This window comes from Shewanella mytili, assembly GCF_046765975.1.
Taxonomy (GTDB): domain Bacteria; phylum Pseudomonadota; class Gammaproteobacteria; order Enterobacterales; family Shewanellaceae; genus Shewanella; species Shewanella mytili.
Genome location: NZ_JBKOUD010000007.1, coordinates 118,593 through 139,893, shown reverse-complemented (window position 1 = coordinate 139,893; position 21,301 = coordinate 118,593). Strand labels below are relative to the sequence as shown.

The 21,301-nt window shown below is 51.1% G+C and carries 16 protein-coding genes; 12 read left to right on the top strand and 4 right to left on the bottom strand.

Features of this window, described 5'->3' with window-relative positions:
• The first annotated feature begins 87 nt into the window (after positions 1 to 87).
• The 7 genes from rssA to ACIDEJ_RS08960 all read left to right on the top strand — a co-directional run bounded on the left by rssA (position 88) and on the right by ACIDEJ_RS08960 (position 9,122).
• Complete coding sequence (rssA, locus tag ACIDEJ_RS08990) at positions 88 to 1,047, top strand: patatin-like phospholipase RssA (RefSeq protein ID WP_411987735.1); 960 nt, start codon at positions 88 to 90, stop codon at positions 1,045 to 1,047.
• A gap of 311 nt (positions 1,048 to 1,358) precedes the next feature.
• Positions 1,359 to 3,476 (top strand): anaerobic ribonucleoside-triphosphate reductase, encoded by a 2,118-nt coding sequence (nrdD, locus tag ACIDEJ_RS08985; protein WP_411987734.1) that lies wholly within the window; start codon positions 1,359 to 1,361, stop codon positions 3,474 to 3,476.
• A 46-nt stretch (positions 3,477 to 3,522) separates the two neighbouring features.
• A complete protein-coding gene (gene nrdG, locus ACIDEJ_RS08980; RefSeq protein ID WP_411987733.1) occupies positions 3,523 to 4,002 on the top strand; it encodes an anaerobic ribonucleoside-triphosphate reductase-activating protein in 480 nt (159 codons plus the stop codon).
• 257 nt (positions 4,003 to 4,259) lie between these two features.
• Positions 4,260 to 4,880, top strand: coding sequence for a GTP cyclohydrolase II (gene ribA, locus ACIDEJ_RS08975; RefSeq protein WP_411987732.1), 621 nt, complete (start codon positions 4,260 to 4,262; stop codon positions 4,878 to 4,880).
• A gap of 430 nt (positions 4,881 to 5,310) precedes the next feature.
• Positions 5,311 to 6,378, top strand: coding sequence for a UDP-glucose--hexose-1-phosphate uridylyltransferase (locus ACIDEJ_RS08970; protein WP_411987731.1), 1,068 nt, complete (start codon positions 5,311 to 5,313; stop codon positions 6,376 to 6,378).
• Positions 6,375 to 7,535, top strand: a complete 1,161-nt coding sequence (galK, locus tag ACIDEJ_RS08965; protein ID WP_411987730.1) for a galactokinase — start codon at positions 6,375 to 6,377, stop codon at positions 7,533 to 7,535. The genes ACIDEJ_RS08970 and galK overlap by 4 nt, the downstream gene beginning before the upstream one ends.
• A 21-nt stretch (positions 7,536 to 7,556) precedes the next feature.
• Positions 7,557 to 9,122, top strand: a complete 1,566-nt coding sequence (locus ACIDEJ_RS08960) for a sodium/sugar symporter (RefSeq protein ID WP_411987729.1) — start codon at positions 7,557 to 7,559, stop codon at positions 9,120 to 9,122.
• 205 nt (positions 9,123 to 9,327) lie between these two features.
• Here the strand turns inward: ACIDEJ_RS08960 and mqo are convergent, their stop codons facing one another.
• The gene (gene mqo / locus ACIDEJ_RS08955) at positions 9,328 to 10,950 is read right to left on the bottom strand and encodes a malate dehydrogenase (quinone) (protein ID WP_411987728.1); all 1,623 of its coding nucleotides are present in this window, start codon (positions 10,948 to 10,950) and stop codon (positions 9,328 to 9,330) included.
• Positions 10,951 to 11,447: 497 nt separating this feature from the next.
• Here mqo and ACIDEJ_RS08950 point away from each other — a divergent pair, with 497 nt between their 5' ends.
• Together ACIDEJ_RS08950 and ACIDEJ_RS08945 are read left to right on the top strand one after the other, a co-directional pair.
• Positions 11,448 to 11,951 (top strand): hypothetical protein, encoded by a 504-nt coding sequence (locus ACIDEJ_RS08950; protein WP_411987727.1) that lies wholly within the window; start codon positions 11,448 to 11,450, stop codon positions 11,949 to 11,951.
• Positions 11,952 to 12,651: 700 nt separating this feature from the next.
• Complete coding sequence (locus ACIDEJ_RS08945) at positions 12,652 to 14,043, top strand: NAD-dependent succinate-semialdehyde dehydrogenase (protein ID WP_411987726.1); 1,392 nt, start codon at positions 12,652 to 12,654, stop codon at positions 14,041 to 14,043.
• Between the two features lie 158 nt (positions 14,044 to 14,201).
• Here ACIDEJ_RS08945 and tsaA read toward each other — a convergent pair whose 3' ends face one another.
• A complete protein-coding gene (gene tsaA / locus ACIDEJ_RS08940) occupies positions 14,202 to 14,690 on the bottom strand; it encodes a tRNA (N6-threonylcarbamoyladenosine(37)-N6)-methyltransferase TrmO (protein ID WP_411987725.1) in 489 nt (162 codons plus the stop codon).
• A gap of 446 nt (positions 14,691 to 15,136) precedes the next feature.
• On the opposite strand from tsaA, the gene ACIDEJ_RS08935 reads away from it, so the two are divergent.
• Positions 15,137 to 15,931, top strand: a complete 795-nt coding sequence (locus ACIDEJ_RS08935; protein WP_411987724.1) for a TIGR00266 family protein — start codon at positions 15,137 to 15,139, stop codon at positions 15,929 to 15,931.
• 49 nt (positions 15,932 to 15,980) lie between these two features.
• Here the strand turns inward: ACIDEJ_RS08935 and ACIDEJ_RS08930 are convergent, their stop codons facing one another.
• Positions 15,981 to 16,319: a hypothetical protein gene (locus ACIDEJ_RS08930; RefSeq protein ID WP_411987723.1), complete on the bottom strand. Its 339-nt coding sequence runs from the start codon at positions 16,317 to 16,319 to the stop codon at positions 15,981 to 15,983.
• Between the two features lie 473 nt (positions 16,320 to 16,792).
• Between ACIDEJ_RS08930 and ACIDEJ_RS08925 the strand changes: the two genes are divergently transcribed.
• On the top strand, positions 16,793 to 18,523 hold the full coding sequence (locus ACIDEJ_RS08925; RefSeq protein ID WP_411987722.1) for an AMP-binding protein: 1,731 nt from the start codon (positions 16,793 to 16,795) through the stop codon (positions 18,521 to 18,523).
• 128 nt (positions 18,524 to 18,651) lie between these two features.
• Positions 18,652 to 19,011: a hypothetical protein gene (locus ACIDEJ_RS08920; protein ID WP_411987721.1), complete on the top strand. Its 360-nt coding sequence runs from the start codon at positions 18,652 to 18,654 to the stop codon at positions 19,009 to 19,011.
• An 80-nt stretch (positions 19,012 to 19,091) separates the two neighbouring features.
• Here ACIDEJ_RS08920 and ACIDEJ_RS08915 read toward each other — a convergent pair whose 3' ends face one another.
• On the bottom strand, positions 19,092 to 20,792 hold the full coding sequence (locus ACIDEJ_RS08915; protein WP_411987720.1) for a glycoside hydrolase family 19 protein: 1,701 nt from the start codon (positions 20,790 to 20,792) through the stop codon (positions 19,092 to 19,094).
• Positions 20,793 to 21,301: the final 509 nt, after the last annotated feature.

The following is a 21,301-nucleotide window of genomic DNA, read 5'->3' as shown; positions in this document are numbered from 1 at the left end:
GTGCTTGAGTTTGTCTCGATTTGCCCCATAGTATGCGATAGGGCTTGAGTCTTTAATCACCACCTGATGAACAGGAGCCAGACACAGATGCAAGATGCGTTACCCTCTATCGGTATTGCCTTGGGCAGTGGTGCTGCCAAAGGCTGGGCACATATTGGTGTGCTCAAAGGCTTGGCGCAAATGGGCATAGCGCCGGATAGGATTGCCGGATGCTCGGTGGGGGCGCTGGTGGGGGCCGCCTATGCCAATAACCGCCTGGAAGAGCTTGAAGAGTGGGTGTGCAGTTTCTCCAGCTGGGACGTTCTGGGGCTGATGGATATCAGCTGGCGCCGTGGCGGGCTTATCAGCGGCGACAAGGTGTTTGATGCCATTCAAAACCGTATTGGCGAGTTGCTGATTGAAGATCTGAAAAAACCGTTTATTGCCGTGGCTACGGATTTGTACTCCGGTCAGGAGGTCTGGTTTCGGCAGGGGGATTTGCGCCAGGCGGTGCGTGCTTCCTGCTCCATGCCGGGCTTCATGTCGCCGGTGAGGCAAGGGCATCGCTGGCTGGTGGATGGTGCGGTGGTCAATCCCATTCCGGTTTCCGTGGCCAGGGCCATGGGCTGCCAGTTGGTGATTGGGGTGGATTTGCATGGTTACCGCCGGGAAAAAATCCAGGTGTTGCCGGTGGACCTTAACAGCCAGAAAGCTGCCAGCGAGACAGTGGATGCCGACACGGTTGTCAAAACTTCTGCGCATAATGAGTCAGGCTTCATGGATTTGCTGGCCAAAGGAAAGGATTATATCGCCGGCCTCACCAACAAGTTTTCCCTTGGCAACAAAACCGAGCCGGGCATGCTGGCGGTGATGTCCCAGTCCATGGACATTCTGGAGCAGCGGCACAAAAGGGCGCGCTTGATTGGCGACCCGCCGGATATCTGCCTGATGCCCAAGGTGTCGGAAATCGGCACCATGGAGTTTCATCGGGCCAAGGAGGCCATTGCCGCCGGCGAAGATGCGGTCAAGCAGGCCGAGCCCCTGATCAAAGCGGCATTGGGATTGTAGTTGCCACCGGGGGAACACGGCTTGGGTGCGCATGTTTTTCAGCACTGGCTTCAAGCATTCGTCATGGCAGTGACGGCTTCATTTTCCGTTCATCTTGGCGGTGCATTATCGCTAACGGCCCATGGGGTCAAGTAGCAATTAGTTACAATCAGCGGGTTACAGCAAGAATTTTTGCCAAGTGACCGGTGCACTCTCATAACATGATCCAGATCAATATCCCCAACCCCGTTTTGTAGCCTAATCTTACCACATATAGTATTTGGTTAAAAAACTACCACTATATATAGTGATAACAAAACGGAGTGAAGATTATGCCAGTAGTGATTAAGAGGGATGGGTGCCGTACTCAGTTCGATGAAAGCAGAATTCGGGATGCGGTGCTGGCAGCCTCGACGCACTGTGGTATTAACGACGTCGACTATGCAGCAACCGTGGCTGCAGTGGTTTCTGCCGCGGTAAAAGACAAGGCGGAAGTCGTCATCCAGGAGCTGCAGGACAGGGTTGAAAACCTGCTGATGGATGGTCCGTATAAAGCTGTCGCCAGAGCCTACATTGAATACCGTCATGACCGGGACATCTGCCGGGAAACCGGTAGCAAACTGAGTCTGGAAATTCGCGGTCTGGTGGAACAGACCAACACCTCTTTGCTGAATGAAAACGCCAATAAAGACGGCAAAGTCATTCCTACCCAGCGTGATCTGCTGGCGGGGATTGTGGCCAAGCATTATGCCAAACATCATATTTTGCCCAAGGAAGTGGTTGAAGCTCACGACCGGGGTGAAATCCATTACCATGATTTGGACTACGCGCCATTTTTCCCCATGTTCAACTGCATGCTGATTGACTTGGGCGGCATGCTCAATCACGGCTTCAAGATGGGCAACGCCGAAATTGAAACCCCTCGCTCCATTTCAACTGCAACGGCGGTTACCGCACAGATTATTGCCCAGGTGGCCAGCCATATTTACGGCGGCACCACCATTAACCGCATTGATGAAGTGCTGGCACCTTTTGTGACCCACAGCTATGACAAGCATATGGAAGTGGCGCAAAAGTGGGGCATTGCAAACGCGGCCGCCTATGCCGAAGAGCGCACGGAAAAAGAGTGCCACGATGCATTCCAGTCGCTGGAATATGAAGTCAACACCCTGCACACCGCCAATGGCCAGACGCCTTTTGTCACGTTGGGCTTCGGGCTTGGCACCAGTTGGCAGTCACGGCTCATTCAGCAGTCCATTTTGAAAATCCGCATGGAAGGTTTGGGTAAAAACCATAAAACCGCCGTATTCCCCAAACTGGTTTTTGCCATTCGCGACGGTGTCAACCACAAGCCGGGTGACTGCAATTACGATGTAAAACAGCTGGCACTGCGCTGCTCCACATTGCGCATGTATCCGGATATCCTCAATTACGATGAAGTGGTGCGGGTGACCGGCTCTTTCAAAACGCCGATGGGTTGCCGCAGTTTCCTGGGAGCCTACGAGCAAGACGGCCAGTTGCAGCACGAAGGGCGCAACAACCTTGGGGTGGTAAGCCTTAACCTGCCGCGTATTGCACTGGAAGCCCAGGGTGATGAAAAAGCGTTTTATCAGCTGCTGGATAAACGGTTGGATGTGGCCCGCAAGGCGCTCGATAGCCGTATTGACCGGTTGAAAAACGTCAAGGCCCGGGTGGCACCCATTCTTTATATGGAGGGGGCCTGTGGCGTACGCCTGAAGGCGGATGACAACGTGGCGGACATCTTCAAAAACGGCCGGGCGTCCATTTCGCTGGGTTACATCGGTATTCATGAGGCCATCAATGCCCTGTATGGCACCGCTACCCATGTTTATGACAGCGAAACCCTGCGCCAGAAAGCCGTGGATATGGTGGCTTATCTCAAGGCGGCCACCGTACGCTGGAAAGAGGAAACCGGTTACGGTTTCAGCCTGTACGCCACCCCCAGCGAAAACCTGTGTAACCGTTTTGCCAAACTGGATGCCAAAACCTTCGGGTTGGTGCCCGGTGTTACCGACAAAGGCTATTACACCAACAGTTTCCATCTGGACGTGGAAAAATCGGTGAACCCTTACGATAAAATCGATTTTGAACAGCCTTACCCTGAAATCTCCAATGGCGGCTTTATTTGCTACGGCGAATATCCCAACATGCAGCATAACGTGGAAGCGCTGGAAAACGTGTGGGACTACAGCTACAGCCGGGTGCCGTACTATGGCACCAACACTCCCATTGACGAGTGTTACGATTGCGGTTTTACCGGCGAATTCAGCTGTACCAGCAAAGGCTTTGTCTGCCCGAAATGCGGTAACCACGATCCGGCGCGGGTATCGGTTATCCGCCGGGTATGCGGGTATCTTGGCAGTCCGGATGCGCGGCCGTTTAACCAGGGCAAACAGGAAGAAGTCAAACGTCGGGTAAAACATCTGTAAGTACAAAGCAAAGGTGCGCCACCAAGGCGCACCTGAGGGTAGCCTTATGAATTATCATCGTTATTATCAGGTAGATGTGGTAAATGGCCCCGGTACCCGCTGTACATTATTTGTCTCCGGTTGCGAACACCAGTGCCGTGGTTGTTATAACCAGTCTACTTGGGATCCCCGTTCCGGCCATCCATTTGATGAGCAGCTGGAAAATCAAATCATTCAGGATTTGAACGATACCCGCATTCACCGCCGGGGGTTGTCATTATCCGGTGGCGATCCGCTGTTTCCGGCCAATGTTCCGGCCATCCTGCAGTTGTTAAAACGGGTGCGCGCCGAGTGTCAGGGCAAGGATATCTGGTTGTGGACCGGATATAAGCTCAGCGAGCTGAGTCCCGCCCAGCGTGCCGTTTTACCCTATATCGATGTACTGATTGACGGCAAGTTTGATCAGTCGCTGGCCGACCCGTCCTTGTTGTACCGGGGGTCAAGCAACCAGGTGGTGCACCATCTGCATGAGCATCCGCAGGGATAGGTCTCCCCGCAGGAAAACGGCGCTTTTATCCGTAAATCACTGTTGTCTCCGCGTCAACTTGCTATACTCCCCGGCCTGCCGGTTGTGCCAGGTAGGCGGTGATGACAGTGCTTTCATGTTGAGACTGAGGCTTCTGGGTATTCCGATCCGCCATAAAACCGCCTAAAATGACCCGCCTGAATCCATAAGTATGTGAGTCTCTGCCTTGAGAGACATTAACCGTCTCATAGAATGAGAGCAGTAGTTAAGGTTAATCCATGTCAATTAAATATATTGCCACCGCCAAGTTGCCCACTCCCTGGGGCATTTTTACCATGCACGGTTTTGAAGATACCGAAACCGGCAAGGAACATGTGGCATTGACTTTTGGTGAGCTGAATGCCGATGAGCCGATGCTGGGACGTATCCATTCTGAATGCCTGACCGGCGATGCCCTGTTCAGCCTGCGTTGTGATTGCGGCTTTCAGTTGCAAACCGCCATGCAAAACATTGCCGCCGAGGGACGGGGCTTTATTTTGTACCTGCGACAAGAAGGCCGCGGCATTGGCCTGTTGAACAAGATTCGTGCCTATGCCCTGCAAGATAAGGGGGCGAACACCGTGGAGGCCAACGAGCAACTGGGGTTCCCGGCAGACATGCGCAAATACGACATGATTGCCCCCATGCTGGAGAAAATCGGCGTGCACAAGGTGCGACTGATGACCAATAACCCCCGCAAAATGACCGCAATGAAAGATATTGGCATTGAAGTGGTCGAGCGGGTGCCATTGCAGGTGGGCAAAAACCGTTACAACGAATTTTATCTCAAAACCAAATCCCATGAGCTGGGGCACCTGATCCCGGACTCCTACTTTGAAGATCATCAGGACGAAAGTTAACGGGCGTGCCCGCCGCCACTGATGCCGGGGCTGAAGGCTGTGATAACCACAGCCTTTTGGGCTATCTGGCCAGGGGCGTTAAGCGGGGCATGTGTATGGACAGCAGGCGTGAGCCTTGCTGTTTTTTTATGGCTTGTGGATGACCGCCCAGCCCCTTTAAGGGCACGGTAACGTTGCCCGCATTTTGACGTCGCGCTGGTGGGCCTTTAAGCCTGCGCGGCAGCATTATTCAGCAATCGTTGAGTTGTTAACCGTGCATCTGCTGAATTTAATGGTATCATCCGGCGTTATTTTGTCCGGGCATCACGCCTGCCGGATATCAAGCATGCACCGATAAGGGTGGCGATTGTTAACTGCTGTGTTCCAACGGGGCGAGTTTTGCCGGTTGATGACGATGAGCGCAGTAAACGTGGTATGAAAATAAGCCTATATGTCAACATTTAATGTCAAAGAGCATCCCCATCGCCGTTATAATCCGTTAACCGGTGACTGGGTGCTGGTGTCACCGCACCGGGCGGCACGCCCATGGCTCGGACAGCGAGAAACCCCGGCGTTGGCGCAAGTGCCCACTTATGATGCCAACTGTTTTCTCTGCCCCGGAAATCAACGGGTGAATGGCGATAGCAACCCCCGTTACCAAGCCCCTTATGTGTTCACCAATGATTTTGCGGCATTGCAGCCGGATAGCCCGGCAGACAGCAAAAATGATGATGGTTTATTTGTTGCCGCCTCCGTGCAGGGCACCAGCCGCGTATTGTGTTATTCCCCGGATCACAGCCTGACCATGCCGGAGCTGTCTGTTGAGCAAATCCAGCAGGTGATTGGCGAATGGATAAACCAGTACCGGGAGTTGTCCCAGCACTATCAGTGGGTGCAGATATTCGAGAACAAAGGCGTTATTAACGGCTGCTCCAACCCCCATCCTCACGGGCAAATCTGGGCCAGCTCGGCCATTCCGACCTTGCCGGCCCGTACCGATGCCGCCTTGCGGCAATACCTGGCGCAGCATGGGCGTAACCTGTTAGTGCACTATGCCCAGCGGGAGCTGGATGATGGCGCCCGCACCGTGCTGGAAAACGAACACTGGCTGGTGGTGGTGCCTTATTGGGCCTGCTGGCCCTTTGAAACCCTGGTGCTGCCCAAGGCGCATGTCACCCGCATGGAAGCGTTGTCGCCCCAACAGCAGTTGGCTTTGGCAGACATCCTAAAACAGCTCACCATCCGTTACGACAACCTGTTTCAATGTGCTTTCCCGTATTCCATGGGATGGTATGGGGCGCCTTACACAGCCGATTACGCCGACGCCTCGGCGCGTTGTCACTGGCAACTGCATGGCCATTTTTATCCGCCGTTACTGCGCTCGGCCACCATTAAAAAATTCATGGTGGGTTACGAGATGATGGCCGAAGCCCAGCGTGACATGACGCCTGAGCAGGCCGCAGAACGGCTGCGTCAGCAGTCGCCCATTCACTACAAAGCGGCGAAAGGTGGCTTATGAGCTTGGCCATCCACGCGTTGCAACAATCTTTTGCGTCCTGCTTCGGCCAGCGGGCCACTTATCATGTCAGGGCCCCGGGCCGGGTGAATCTGATTGGCGAGCATACCGATTATAACGACGGTTTTGTGCTGCCTTGCGCCATTGATTTTTCCACCCACGTGCTGGGGCGCATTAATGGCAGTAACCGCATTCGGGTGGTGGCCGCCGATTATCACCAGCAGTGGGATGACATCCTGCTGGATGATGCCATTACGCACCATGGCGAATATTCCTGGGCCAATTATGTGCGCGGTGTGGTGCTGATGCTGCAATCCCAGGGGGCGGCGTTGGTGGGATGCGATTTGCTGATCAGCGGCAATATTCCCAAAGGGGCCGGGCTGAGCTCGTCAGCCTCACTGGAAGTTGCCTTGGGGCTGATGCTGTCCACCATAGCCGGATGCGCCTTAAGCCGCTTACAGCTTGCCAAAGCGGGGCAGCAAGCGGAAAACCGCTTTGTTGGGTGTAACAGCGGCATCATGGACCAGCTGATTTCCGCGCAGGGTCAGCCACATCACGCATTATTGATTGATTGTCGCAGCTTGAGCGCCACCCCGGTGGCTTTTCCCCGGGAGTGGGCTTTGGTGATTATTAACTCCAATGTACAACGTGGGCTGGTGGGGAGCGAATACAACGCCCGCCGGGCCCAATGTGAGGCTGGCGCGGCCCACTATGGCGTTGGGGCGTTACGGGATTTAACCCCGGAGGATATCGGTGACATTGCCGCCAGGCTTGATGATGTTACCGCTCGCAGGGTGCGTCATGTGGTAACGGAAAATTGCCGAACGCTGCAGGCCGCCAAGGCGCTGGCGCATGGTGACATGGCTACCATGAGCCAACTGATGGCGCAGTCTCATGCATCCATGCGGGATGATTTTGCCATTACGGTGCCCCCGGTTGATTATCTGGTCACCCTGGTGGACAGCATTGTGGGCTCCCAAGGGGGCGTCCGCATGACCGGTGGCGGTTTTGGCGGCTGCGTGGTGGCGTTGATGCCCGTGGCGCTGATTACCGAAGTCAAAAGTCAAATTGCCACCAATTACCCTAAACACAGCGGCCTGACGGCTGATGTGTTTGTTTGTCAGCCTGCGGCCGGTGCCGAGGTTGTTGCTCAACCTTAAAAACTCCAAGGAGAAAGCTGTATGTTGTTAGCCCCATTGGACTTTGCCATTCTGGCGGCCTATGTGGTCATCCTGTTAGGATTGGCCTGGTGGGTATCGCGGGACAAACCCGGGCACGATAAAAATACCAGCGATTATTTCCTGGCCGGAAACAGTCTGCCCTGGTGGGCAATCGGGGCCTCTTTGGTGGCGTCCAACATCTCGGCCGAGCAGGTCATCGGCATGTCCGGCTCCGGTTATGCCATTGGGTTGGCCATTGCATCCTATGAATGGATGGCTGCCATTACCTTGATTATCGTGGGCGCCTGGTTCTTGCCGATTTTCCTCAAGCGCAAGATTTACACCATGCCGCAGTTTTTGCTGCACCGCTATGATAACCGGGTACGGTTGACCATGGCGCTGTTCTGGATGGCGGTGTACGTGTTTGTTAACCTCACCGCCGTATTGTGGTTGGGGGCGCTGGCCATTAACACCCTGACGGGGCTCAATATCACGGCCAGTCTGGGCCTGTTGGCGTTATTGTCGCTTGCCTATTCCCTGTATGGTGGCCTTAAGGCGGTGGCGCTGACGGATATCATTCAGGTATTGCTGCTGGTGGCCGGGGGCTTGTTCCTGTCTTATGTATCGTTACAGATGGTCAGCGATGGCCAGGGGATTATTGCCGGGTTTGATATCCTGATGACGAAACTGCCGGAAAAATTCGACATGATCCTCACGCCGGACAACCCTCATTATGCCAGTTTGCCCGGGATTTCCGTGCTCGTCGGCGGTCTGTGGGTGATGAACCTGTCTTATTGGGGTTGCAACCAGTACATTATCCAGCGGGCCCTGGCAGCCAAGGATTTGAAAGAGGCCCGTCGCGGGATTGCCTTTGCCGCATTCTTGAAATTGCTGATGCCCGTACTGGTGGTGCTGCCGGGGATTGCAGCCGTGTTGCTGTTGCCGCCGCTGGAGCGGCCGGACCAAGCCTACCCGCTGCTGATGGGCATGATGCCGACCGGGCTTAAAGGGCTGATTTTTGCCGCATTGGTGGCCGCCATCCTCTCAAGCCTTGCCTCCATGACCAACAGTATTTCCACCATTTTCACCATGGATCTATATGCCCAGATGCGGCGGCATCAGACCCAGCATCATTATGTGAAAGTAGGGCGTATTGCCAGCGTGGTTGCCTTGCTGGTAGCGTTGATCACCGCCCAGCCGCTACTGGGCAAATCAGAACAGGCATTCCAGTTCATCCAGGAATTTACCGGCTTCTTTACCCCTGGCATCGTGGTGCTGTTCGTGCTGGGGATGTTCTGGAAAAAAGCCACGGCAAACGGCGCTTTGGCAGCCGCCATTGGCTCTGCCGTATTGTCTGCTGTGGCCAAATTCTGGTTACCGCAGGTGCCGTTTATGGACCGGGTCGGCTATGTGTTTGTCTGCTGTTTGCTGCTGGCGGTGATCATCTCCCTGCTGGAAGGCAAGGGCAAAGATCATGAACACAGCATCCCGCTGCATGACATCGACTTCAGCACCCATGGCGGCTATCGCATCTCGGCCTTGGTGATAACCCTTATCCTGATAGGATTTTATGCCACCTGGTGGTAGGGGATGAATTGCCATCGTTAAGGCTGCGGCACCGCTTTGTGTAAGTCGCGGCCTTGCGGCATGTGGGCGTTGGGTTAAGGTAAATGTGTTGCACGTTATAGCAAAAAGGGTTGTCTGCATCAGCAAACAACCCTTTGGCATTTTTAAGGCAACTATTTTTAAGGTGACGATTGTTAAGGTGATTATCCGTTAACGACACCTCTCGCTATAGGGCGATATCCGCCATATTGTTGGCCGGCATCACGTAACGGTTGTCCGGCTCCGGTATATTGGCCATGGTTTCCCGTACTTGGCGTCGCAACTGTAACATTTTGCAGGTGTATGCCAATTCCTGCTCTGTTGCCTCTTCATTGCCATCCAGGCGTGTGCCGTAGGACGGAATGATCTGCTGCAGTTTGCTGCGCCATGAGGCCGAGGCCACTTTTTCCGGAAATACCTTTTCCAGCAATTGCAGCATGATGGGCGCCGCTGTAGAGGCACCAGGTGACGCCCCCAGCAGGGCGGCAATGGTACCCAGTTCATCACTGACCACTTCTGTGCCAAGGCGCAATACGCCACCTTTTTGCGGATCACGCTTGATAATCTGCACCCGCTGTCCGGCGGTCCATAAGCGCCAGTCGGCTTTCGCTGCATCGGGATAATACTGTTTCAGGGCTTCATAACGGTCATCGTCAGACAACCGTACCTGGCTGATGAGATATTTCACCAGATCAAAATTATCCAGCCCGACCCGCATCATTGGCATCAAGTTGGAAGCATTGATGGATTTCATCAAATCCAGCAATGAACCGTTTTTCAAAAAGCGGGTGGAGAACGTGGCAAATGGACCAAAGAGCAGCACCTTTTTGCCTTCCAGAATGCGGGTGTCAAGATGGGGCACGGACATGGGCGGTGCGCCCACTTCAGCGCGGCCATAGACTTTAGCCGAGTGCAGCTTCACAACCGCTTCGTTTTCGGTTACCAGAAACTGGCCGCCTACCGGAAAACCGGCATATTCCCTTGCTTGCGGGATGCCGGATTTTTGCAATAAACGCAAGGCCGCACCACCGGCACCGATAAACACGAAGCGGGCGCGAATGGTGCGTTTATTACCATGATCCTTGGTGTCGGCCACTGTCACTGTCCAGCTGTTGTCACTGGCACGTTGCAAATCGCGCACTTCAGTATTGAGCTGCAAACTGAAATTGGGCTTTTGTTGCAGTGATGTCACCAACTGGCGGGTAATTTCGCCAAAGTTCACGTCCGTACCGTTATCGGTGCGGGTGGCGGCCACTTTTTGTTGGGGGTCGCGTCCCTCCATCACCAGTGGGGCCCATTGGCGGATTTGTTCGTGGTCTTCCGAGTATTCCATCCCGGAAAACAGCGTGTGCGACTGCAGTGCCCGGTAGCGTGTCCGCAGGAAATTCACGTTGGCATCGCCCCATACAAAGCTGATGTGGGGTTCGCTGTTAATGAATTTATGGGGTTCATGCAGCACATTCTGGCTGACCTGATACGCCCAAAACTGGCGTGATATCTGAAAGGCTTCGTTAATGTCTATCGCCTTTTGGATGTTGACACTGCCATCGGGTTGTTGGGGAGTGTAATTAAGTTCCATTAGCGCTGAGTGCCCGGTACCGGCATTATTCCAGCCATTGGAACTTTCCTGTGCAACGCCATCCAGGCGTTCAATCATGGTCAAAGACCAGTCGGGTTCCAGAGTCTGTAGAAATGTACCCAGGGTGGCACTCATTATGCCGCCGCCGATAAGCAGTACATCGACGGGGGTCTCCTCACGGGAATTTACCTCAGAGGTGGCTCCGGAACTTACCGAAGGGGTAAGCAGCATGACGGCAATCTATCTCATTCGTCCAAGAATAGGTGGCAGGATTCTTTATCTTTCAAGGTGTTCTGTCAAGTCGCTGAAAAATGGAATAAGTTCCTAAAACCACAGATAAAAAAACGGTTTAATGAGCAAAAAAACAACACATTCATGGGGGAATGCCATCAAAAAAAGGTCATAAACAGGCACTTTCCCATTGTCACTTTTGTGCCATAAAAGTGAACATTAACTAATGGAAATACACTGACTTATTAAGTGATTCAGATCACTTAATTGCAGTTTTTAAGCGTTGGATCATGCTTGTTAGCTGGTGCTTTCCTGCCATTGTCTGATAAAACATTCTTCTTGATTTGATTGATTATTTTTTGGTCTATTGGTATGACCGAATTATTTACAATTGGTTACAATTTTTTACAGCCAAAGTTGTAACGCTAACTTTCAGCCCCGGTAATTTCACTTAGGATGAGTAACAAGTGGTCGCTGTGTTCCACAAGGATGTTGGTATGATGCAATGGATAACCCGGTTATTAATGGTTGCGGCACTGTTGCTGGCGGTGTGGTTGTTTGTGCGCATGTCGGATGGTTTTACCGTGAAACGGCATCGGACAGATCAACAACTGATAACGTCGCTTACCGAGCAGCAGTCAGGGTTTATGCAACTTATGGCCATGTTTCGTCAGGATGGCCAACTTTTTTCCATTAACAGCCAATTCATGGATCCTGACAAGGCCATTGATAAGGTGCGCTGGCAGCAATATCGGCAGCACTTTACACAATTGTCGCTGGAGGGGGGCATTCGCACATGGGGCGCCCATGGGGTGATGTTTGTGAGCTCGGTCATCTCAACGCCCAATGGCATCAGTACCAAAGGGTATGTTTATCGTCCGCACAATCCCTTGCCACGATACACTCACCTGGATCGGGCTTTAAGCGGGCTTCCTTATAATACGGTGGGGTACCGGAAAATAGATGAAGATTGGTATCTGTTTTATCTTAAATATTATTAAGGGTAATGGGTGGTGGTGGATATATCTGCCAAATGGGTGATGCCAATATTATTAACAAGGTTTTTATTCTTCATTTATTCATACGGAATTTTTTATAAGTCAAACAGAATAAATAACTTAAGGTTATAGAGTATTCCGATTGTATTTTTAATCATGACACCCAATGTGACAGCATTATTAATCTAATGTAAACAAGTAAATGTTGTATAACCGGATAACGAAAATGTTGACCAAACATTTTTGTATTTTCCTTGTGGTGCTGGGTATGAATGTAAAATTGTCACGTAAATACTCACAACATTATTGTGGAATAATATCGACATTATATTTTAGTTTATAAAAATGAATATAAATCAATATATTGTATTTTTTGTCTCTCCTGTCTGTTTTTTTGTTTTAGATTGAAAACATCCAACAAGTTGGCATGATTTTCATGGGTTTATTTTATGTGTCAGTTATATTCTATGGGTTGTTTCAATAAGGTTTTTTAAAAGGATGCTGAGTAAAAATACAGAATTAACAAATTGTCAACATTATAATTATGTACATTTTTCATGGGTATATTTTATGGGCGTTATTGTTATTCAAACAGTAGCTTTTAAAGAGGGATAGTAGTAAGGTTGAGTGAGGCTTTAATGATTACCAAAGGTAACGGAATCATACTCCGTAAAATACGGATGTGTATTAGGAGGTTTTATTTATGAGCTATGCAACAGTTAACCCTTACACTGGCGAGTTGGTAAAAAAATTCCCAGATGCAACCGATGAACAAGTAGAGCAAGCCCTTGCTGATGCCCATGCCGCTTTTGTGGCATGGAAAGAAACATCGTTTGCCCAGCGCGCTGAAATACTGCAGCGTGCAGCCACCATTTTACGCGACAACAAGCGCAAATATGCCGAGATACTTACCCTGGAGATGGGCAAGGTGATTGGTGAAGCTGAAGGTGAAGTGGAACTGTCAGCACAAATTATTGAGTACTATGTAAAGAACGCCGAAAAACTGCTGGCGCCAGAAAAGTTGCCGGTGGCAGATCCTGCTGAAGGGCAAGCCACATTGGTGCATGAACCGTTAGGCACCATTTTGGCCATTGAACCCTGGAATTTCCCTTATTACCAGATTGCCCGTATTTTGGCGCCGCAACTGTCTGCCGGGAATACGGTTATTTTGAAACACGCATCCAACGTGCCTCAAGCCGCTGCCGCTTTTGAAGCCTTGATGCGTGATGCCGGCTTGCCACAAGGAGCTTTCCAGAATCTGTACGCTACCCGCTCCCAGATTGAAAAAATCATCAATGATCCTCGCGTGCATGGTGTAGCACTGACCGGCTCTGAAGGTGCTGGTGCGGTTGTTGCCGCCCAGGCAGGTAAAGCCATGAAGAAATCCACCCTGGAATTGGGGGGCGCAGATGCCTTTGTGGTGCTGGAAGATGCCGAAATGGCCAAAACCGTCAAGTGGGCCGTGTTTGGTCGTCACTGGAACGGCGGGCAGGTGTGTGTATCGTCCAAGCGCATGATTATTGTGGATAAGGTTTACGATCAGTTCTTGAGTCAGTACACCGAAGGGGTGGCAGGCTTGAAAGCAGGCGATCCCATGGATGCAACCACCACATTGGCACCGTTGTCATCCCAAGCGGCAGCGGATGAAGTGAAAGAGAAAATTCGCCAAGCCGTGGCTCACGGGGCAACTGCTACCGAAGTGGGCCCTAAAGTGCCAACACAGGGCGCCTTTGTTCAGCCAACCATCCTGACCAATGTGACACCGGATAACCCAGCATATTATTGGGAATTCTTTGGGCCGGTATCCATGATCCTGCGGGCCAAGGATGAAGACGATGCCGTGCGCATTGCCAATGATTCACCTTTTGGCTTGGGTGGCTCAGTGTTTACCGCCGATGTGAAACGGGGTGAGCAGGTGGCCCATCGCATTTCCACCGGTATGGTATTTGTTAACCATCCCACCATGGTGAAAGCGGATCTGCCTTTTGGCGGCATTCGTCATTCAGGCTATGGCCGTGAACTGTTGGGTCTGGGGCTGAAAGAGTTCGTGAACCACAAACTGGTGGATGTGGTTGATATTGACGCACCTTTCTAACCAATGCTTGCGGGTATGTTTGCCCGTAGATGCTGATGGCGGGAGAAAACGCAAGGCGTTGTCAGCATCTTGGTGTAATTGTTGATGTGAGTCCAATGTAAAAAGGGGAGCTTAATGCTCCCCTTTTTGATGCGGCGGCATCACGTTATTGGTGACGGTTAATGCTGCTCAGTCTCACAAAAGCGGTCATCTGCCGTGGCAATCTTTTTGGCCCGTTCAAACCAGCCGAATTTGGCGCCGGGGCGTTGATCAAACTCTCCCACATAAGGCTTGATATCCAGTACCGGTGTGCCGTCCAGCAAATCCAGATTGCGAATATGCAAGAGGTTATTTTCCACTCCCAGGAGTTCCACAACAGACAAACCGATGGGGTTCGGGCGGCGTGGTGAGCGGGTGGCAAACAAGCCGTGTTGAGCATCGTCAAGGTAGGGGGTGACTTTCATCTGAAAATTGCCGCTGCACTGGTGCAGGTGACACAGCAATACAATATGGGAAAATTCATGGATATCGGTGAGCCCTTCCACGAATTGCGGTAACAGCTCGATACGCCCTTCGGCATTATTGGCCCGGGAGGGTTGAACGGGGGTGCCTGCTTGCTGTTTGAAGGGGCTGTGAATGATCCCAATGGGAGAGTACTCAATTTTCATCCGAAAAATTCCTGTTGACGGAGTTATAAGTTTTCCATGCATCATCGGGGTAAAGTGGCCGATGAACAAGCGATGACATCACAACTACCCGACAAATCCAATCTAGCATAAGCCAAAAATAAAGTGCCGTCATCTGTAACCTGGCAAGACGTTACCTGTGCCACAGATTATCAAGGCGCAGGCCTCTGATGTTTGATTAGGGTTTGTTTGCACATCTGCTGGGTGAACTTACCGGGGTGTTTGCATTCCTATGGCAAATTCACGGCCAGTGCCGCCATGGGTAAGTTTTTGTCGTGGAGTGTTTGATGTTGGGGGTAAAATCCATAATGATGTCAGTGGCCACACTCATTTGCCGCCATGTGTGACCTGATAATGATAACCGTATGTGCCAGTGCATACGGATAACCGAATCATCAATTAAGTGGTGTAACAAGAGGACGGGATATATGAGCAAACGCTGCCATGAAGTGGATTATGAAATCATAGGCGAAAGCATGCAGTTGGTGGAAGTGGAGCTGGATCCCGGGGAGACGGTGATCGCTGAGGCTGGTGCCATGACCTACATGGAGCAAGGCATTGATTTTGAAGCCAGGATGGGTGATGGCTCGGAACCTGAGTCCGGTTTTTTCGGGAAGTTAATGGGCGCCGGCAAACGGATGTTGACGGGTGAAAGCATTTTTATGACCCATTTCACCAATCAGGGCAACCGTAAACAGCGGGTGTCTTTCTCTGCCCCGTACCCGGGGACCATACTCGCCATTGATATGGCCGATGTGGGCGGTGAACTCATCCTGCAAAAAGATAGCTTTCTGGCGGCGGCTTTGGGCACTCAGGTCAGCATGAAATTCAATAAACGTCTGGGCACCGGCTTTTTTGGCGGCGAAGGATTCATTCTGCAGAGCCTGAAAGGCGATGGCATGGCATTCATTCATGCCGGTGGCACGCTGATCCGCAAACAGCTGAACGGTGAAACCCTGAGAGTGGATACCGGTTGTCTGGTGGGCTTTACCAGTGGCATCGATTACGACATTCAACGTGCAGGTTCGCTCAAGTCCATGGTGTTCGGCGGGGAAGGGTTGTTTTTAGCCACTTTGTCCGGTCATGGAGATGTGTGGCTGCAGAGTTTGCCATTTTCTCGGATGGCGGATCGCATTTTGGCTCATGCACCGTCTGCCGGTGGCAGTGACAGGGGCGAAGGCTCGGTATTGGGCGGTATTGGCCGCATGATAGACGGCCGTTGAGAGATTTTTGGGGGCAACATACAAGCGTCACGTATGTTGCCCCACCGATCTATTCCGTCAGGATATCAATGATCCTACGGGTTTTTTCTTCAAGTTTGAATAGCTGTCCGTCCACATTCAGCGTAATGATGCCATCGTGATTGGCCGGTGCGGTCACCTCGCCGCGATGGTAGATATCCGTTTCCAGAATGTCGCCCTTGTTGTAGCGTTTTTGCCACCCTGGGGGTAACGGCTGTCCCTTGGCTGCTTTTTTTTGCAATCCGGGCGGTAGGCTTTTATGCCCGCTGGCATGAGCTTGATGCTCCTTGTCTTTGGCTTGCGCCACGCCACTGCAGAGCAAACTTGTGGCAGCCATTATCGCTAAAAGGGATAAAACGTTGGTTTTCATATGCGCTCCTGCAGGATTAACTGTTGATGGATTTTTCACACCCATGACGAATAGTCGATAGTTCCCATAATATCAAGGATGTTGAATATTATGGTTGCTTGACCACAAAGGTGAAGGCCAATGTCTTGGTATCCTGCTAAAAACCCCATAAACCGGCAGCATGACAACGCTTTTCAATAAAGCCAGTATTTTCGCTTGTTTTTTAAGTTTACCATTTGAAAATAAAAGAATTTAAAAGAAATACTTTTGCTGGCTTTACCCTGCGTAAAGGGCTCATTCTTTAGTCTAAAAACTTTTAGTGTTGCTTGTTATTAGCACAAATCATTCGTTACAGTCAGGTGAGTTCTGAAATTGTTCTGGGGTGGCGCTTATTGCCAAGCGCTGGGCGATGAGCCTGGCCATTGCAGCCGTCTTTGGTGAGTTTCAGAAGACAGACTCTTCCGATTACGATAACACCGCGCATGGAGGCATAGATGTCTGCCAATACAACAAGTAACCCGCAAAATTGCTTGCCGCTTTCCCAAAGCCACTATAGGGGAAATGGCGATATTTCACTGATTGATAAAACCATCGGCCAGTATCTTGATGATATTTGTGCCCGTTTTCCGGATAACACGGCGGTGGTCATGCACCATCAGCAGATTCGCTGGAGTTATGCCCGCTATCTGCAGGAAATCGATCGGCTTGCCACTGGTTTGCTGGCGTTGGGGATTGGCCCCGGCGACCGGGTGGGAATTTGGTCACCTAACAATATTGAATGGTGCCTGACGCAATTTGCCACAGCCCGTATCGGGGCCATCATGGTGTGTATCAATCCTGCCTATCGTCCGGAGGAGCTGGAATACGCACTGACCAACGTGGGATGCAAGGCATTGATCACCCACGATCAATTCAAATCCAGCCATTATCTTTCCATGCTGCAGGAGTTGGCGCCAGAGCTAGCCTTTGCCGAGCCTGGAAAATTGCAGGCCAAACGGTTGCCTGAGCTGCGCTGCGTGATCCGAACCGGCAGTGACAAAACCCCCGGCATGTTGAATTTCCCGGAGGTATGCGATTTGGGCGGTGCGACGGAATATGCCGATTTGCAAGGCATCGGGGCCCGTTTATCCCCTCATGATGCCATTAATATCCAGTTTACATCGGGCACTACCGGCAATCCCAAAGGCGCTACGCTCACGCATCACAATATTCTCAACAACGGCATGTTGGTGGCGGAGGCCATGCGCTTTGGCGCGGATGACCGTTTATGCATTCCGGTGCCCTTGTACCATTGTTTTGGCATGGTGCTGGGCAATCTGGTTTGTGTGGCAAAAGGCGGCACCGCGGTATTCCCGTCAGATGCCTTTGACCCGGCCATTACCTTGCAAGTGGTGGCACAAGAGCGCTGCACCGCATTGCATGGGGTGCCCACCATGTTTATTGCGGAACTGGAACTGGCGGACTTTGACCAGTATGACCTGAGTAGTCTGCGTACCGGCGTGATGGCTGGTGCTACCTGCCCTGAGGAGGTCATGAAACGGGTGCATGCCCTGATGCACATGACCGAAGTGGTGATTGCCTACGGGCAAACCGAATGCAGTCCCATCAACAATATTACCGAGATAGACTCGGCGTTTGAAAAACAGGTCACAACGGTCGGGCGCGCATTGCCCCATACCGAAGTCAAGATTGTGGATGAATTCGGAGAGATTTTACCTGTGGGCCAGCCCGGTGAGGTGTGCAGCCGTGGATATTGCGTCATGCAAGGTTACTGGAATGATGCGGCCAAAACCGAAGCCACCATAGATCCCCAAGGCTGGTTGCATTCGGGGGATTTGGGCGTGATGGATGATGAAGGGTATGTACAGATTGTTGGGCGCATTAAAGACATGATTATCCGGGGCGGAGAGAATATTTACCCTAGGGAAATCGAAGAAAAGCTGTATACCCACCATGACATTCAGGATGCGGCAGTGTTTGGGGTGCAAAGTGACAAATACGGTGAAGAGGTGTGCGCCTGGATTAAAGTGCGCCCTGGCAGCTCAGTGTCTGAAAGCGAGATACGCCACTTCCTTACTGAAAAAGTCGCGTATTTCAAGGTGCCGCGATATATCAAGTTTGTGGAGCAGTATCCCATGACCGTCACCGGCAAAATCCAGAAATTTCGGATGCGGGAATTGATGTATGAAGAACTTCATCGGGATATCAATGGGGTAGGGGCATAACTTATTTTTATCTTAATAAGTTGGCAGATATTTTTTATCGTGACTAGTATCAATAGCGTTATCTGGCCGTATATAGATGCGGTAATGGTTTTTTTCGGGTACTGCTATTACCCAGTCAGGAGATCTGAATGATGAAAAAAATGTTGCTGTTGCTGGTATTGTCGACGGGATGTGGTGCCGCTTGGGCTGGCGATAAGGTTTATGACTGCGATTATAAATCCTTAAAAGGCAAACCCGGCGAAGTGGTGGTGATCCACAGTGCCAAAGAAGGCACAATCGAGTTCACCAACCTGAAGGGAAAAACCTCACAACACACCGGGGATTTGCGACGTGAAGGTGATTTTCTGTCATTTGATTATGAAACCGGTGCCCTGTTTAAAATTGACAACACGATTTCCATCAACCCCCATACCAAAGAGTTTACCTGGAATTACGGCATTCGGGGAAAAGACCGGGTGACATATTATGGAACCTGTAAAAAGCGCTGAAGCCGTAGATAACCGCTGTTGTATACCCATGAAAAAGCCAGCATTAACACTGCTGGCTTTTTCATTATCCCAGGATAGGGTTATTCCGTTATCTGCACATCGGGGAAGTTCTTGCGTACACAACGGCCATAGTCACCGGCTTTAAAGGCGGTAAATGGCGTCTGGTAACTCACCAGTTTACAGGCATAGGCCGCGCCGTCAGGGGTGTCGGCAGACCAGCCCCAATCTTTTTCCCAATAAATGTTGGTGGCACCGGCCCCCGCAGCATCAAACTGCTTCATGCCTTTACAGCCCAGGATCTCAGTGGCGGGCACACGGACTTCCAGATATTGGGCAAAATTGCTGTAGTAATCGATACGGTTGAGGGATTGTGCCACTTCCACCGTACCGCCACATTCCACGCCGCCATTGATGATCTGGGTGGTAACGCCAAACCCGGGGGTAAGATTATTGGCCAGGTCACTATTGTTGGGTTGCCAGGTGCCGTCAATCACATGCAGCATGGAAGGTTTTGGCGGTTGGGGGTAAACAAAGAAAAATACCGCAGAGGCCAGGTTTAACCAGGTATCGGCCACCAACTCGGGTTTATCCAGCAAGGTACGGACAGTGCCAAACATGGCATCTGAGAACGGACCGTAATTGTAGTTGTAACTGAGCTGCTTGGCGCCCCGGCCAAAGTAAGACTTGAATTCGCCGTTGGCAAACGTTCCGCAAGGCCAGGTTTGCCCCTGCCATACATCAGGATTGCATTCGCCGTTATAACCGCCGCGCATCTGCTCGTTCCATCCCATCTCCCGCACATGTACCAATCCCTGACGCCATTGGGGAACGTCCCAATGGGCAGTATGGCCACCGGTTTCCTGAGTAAAGTGGGCAAACATGGTGGCTAAGGACTTACGGCAGATGGCCTCGGCATCACGGCCATCATCATAATTGCCGCAAAATGCCGGGAATTTGGCAACAGCCTGCAAGAAATGGCGATAGGTATATTCCGGCGCGCGTTTCGGGAACATATAATTCCAGTCTGCCTCGTTGATAATGCCTTCAACCCGTTTGACGTTGTCAGGATTGGTGTCCGCCAGCGGTGTGACCTGCTCAACCAGGGCATTATCCAATGTGCGAATGGCTTCTTTAACGGCGCTAAGTACCGGACCATCGGTCAACGAGGCTTCGGTGGCATCCAGCTGTGCTTGGCTGATGCGGTAACCATCCGTGGTAGATGGATTTTCCGGCTCTGGCTCAGGGGTCGGTTCAGGCGTCGGCGTGGGTTCAGGTGTGACGGGATCATCGTTAAGGTCCGCTTCTGATACCCACTCCCAGGCTTCAAACCAGGCAGTACCAGTGCCTGGCGCATAGGCCCAGGCGGCACCGGCACACCATGGAACGGTCACGCCGCTTTTACAGCGATACAGTTTGTTTTCATGCAATACAATGTCGCCGCCCTGATAACGGGTGCCTTCTGCGTAATTGGCATAGTCACCTTCTGGTGCCGGTGTCGGCGCAGGTGGTGTGACAGGTTCTTCCGGTTGTGGCTCCGGCTCCGGTGGCGGGGTGGCACCATCTCCTTCCGCTATGAGTTCCCACGGGGTTTCCCAGGGATTGGCAACCTTGGCGCCGGGAGATTGATCCGGATTGGCCCACCACTTGGCCTCATAGATATTACCATTGAAGGATACCTGAGAACCGCCGGGATAATTTTTGTGGTTATCGTAAAGTTCGGCTGAAATAGCCTGCGATGAAACAGCGATGCAAATGGCAGAAATTACAGTTTTTAATTTCATAATTTTTTCCATGTGAGAGTGGCTTTTTGTTTATTATTTTTCTTCGAGTTTATATCTGCTTTTTATTCAATGGCAATCATTGTTTTGTGAATTTTATTTATAAAACAAAAAAGTATGACTTTATCAAGAGATAAAATAAAAAAATTATTAAAATACAAATAATTACACTGTTTAATTAATAACAAAAAACTAATTGAAAAATGCCAAATATATATTAAAAACTGATTTTAAAAATAGAGTATTTATTTTAATTTTTGTCAATTAAAGTCATTTTTTTGGCGTCAAAAATACAGCATTAAAATTTATCGCTGAGCATGCTGTAAAATGTTGGCAATAAATATCAGCGAAAAATGAATGGATATTTGAGGTTTTTTTTAAAGGAAAAATAAGATTCATGAGCACAGGTGGTGATTGAAAAAATCACTTGAAAGCGTGAAGGGAAACGGCCAAGTGGTGAGGCGCCCCTACTCATGAATTGATTCAGTACATCTGTGTTGGCAGCGCTAAAT

Excerpts from the sequence above, each read along its gene's own strand:
- rssA (WP_411987735.1), top strand. The coding sequence starts at position 88 with ATGCAAGATGCGTTACCCTCTATCGGTATTGCCTTGGGCAGTGGTGCT.
- nrdD (WP_411987734.1), top strand. The coding sequence starts at position 1,359 with ATGCCAGTAGTGATTAAGAGGGATGGGTGCCGTACTCAGTTCGATGAA.
- nrdG (WP_411987733.1), top strand. The coding sequence starts at position 3,523 with ATGAATTATCATCGTTATTATCAGGTAGATGTGGTAAATGGCCCCGGT.
- ribA (WP_411987732.1), top strand. The coding sequence starts at position 4,260 with ATGTCAATTAAATATATTGCCACCGCCAAGTTGCCCACTCCCTGGGGC.
- ACIDEJ_RS08970 (WP_411987731.1), top strand. The coding sequence starts at position 5,311 with ATGTCAACATTTAATGTCAAAGAGCATCCCCATCGCCGTTATAATCCG.
- galK (WP_411987730.1), top strand. The coding sequence starts at position 6,375 with ATGAGCTTGGCCATCCACGCGTTGCAACAATCTTTTGCGTCCTGCTTC.
- ACIDEJ_RS08960 (WP_411987729.1), top strand. The coding sequence starts at position 7,557 with ATGTTGTTAGCCCCATTGGACTTTGCCATTCTGGCGGCCTATGTGGTC.
- mqo (WP_411987728.1), bottom strand. The coding sequence starts at position 10,950 with ATGCTGCTTACCCCTTCGGTAAGTTCCGGAGCCACCTCTGAGGTAAAT.
- ACIDEJ_RS08950 (WP_411987727.1), top strand. The coding sequence starts at position 11,448 with ATGATGCAATGGATAACCCGGTTATTAATGGTTGCGGCACTGTTGCTG.
- ACIDEJ_RS08945 (WP_411987726.1), top strand. The coding sequence starts at position 12,652 with ATGAGCTATGCAACAGTTAACCCTTACACTGGCGAGTTGGTAAAAAAA.
- tsaA (WP_411987725.1), bottom strand. The coding sequence starts at position 14,690 with ATGAAAATTGAGTACTCTCCCATTGGGATCATTCACAGCCCCTTCAAA.
- ACIDEJ_RS08935 (WP_411987724.1), top strand. The coding sequence starts at position 15,137 with ATGAGCAAACGCTGCCATGAAGTGGATTATGAAATCATAGGCGAAAGC.
- ACIDEJ_RS08930 (WP_411987723.1), bottom strand. The coding sequence starts at position 16,319 with ATGAAAACCAACGTTTTATCCCTTTTAGCGATAATGGCTGCCACAAGT.
- ACIDEJ_RS08925 (WP_411987722.1), top strand. The coding sequence starts at position 16,793 with ATGTCTGCCAATACAACAAGTAACCCGCAAAATTGCTTGCCGCTTTCC.
- ACIDEJ_RS08920 (WP_411987721.1), top strand. The coding sequence starts at position 18,652 with ATGATGAAAAAAATGTTGCTGTTGCTGGTATTGTCGACGGGATGTGGT.
- ACIDEJ_RS08915 (WP_411987720.1), bottom strand. The coding sequence starts at position 20,792 with ATGAAATTAAAAACTGTAATTTCTGCCATTTGCATCGCTGTTTCATCG.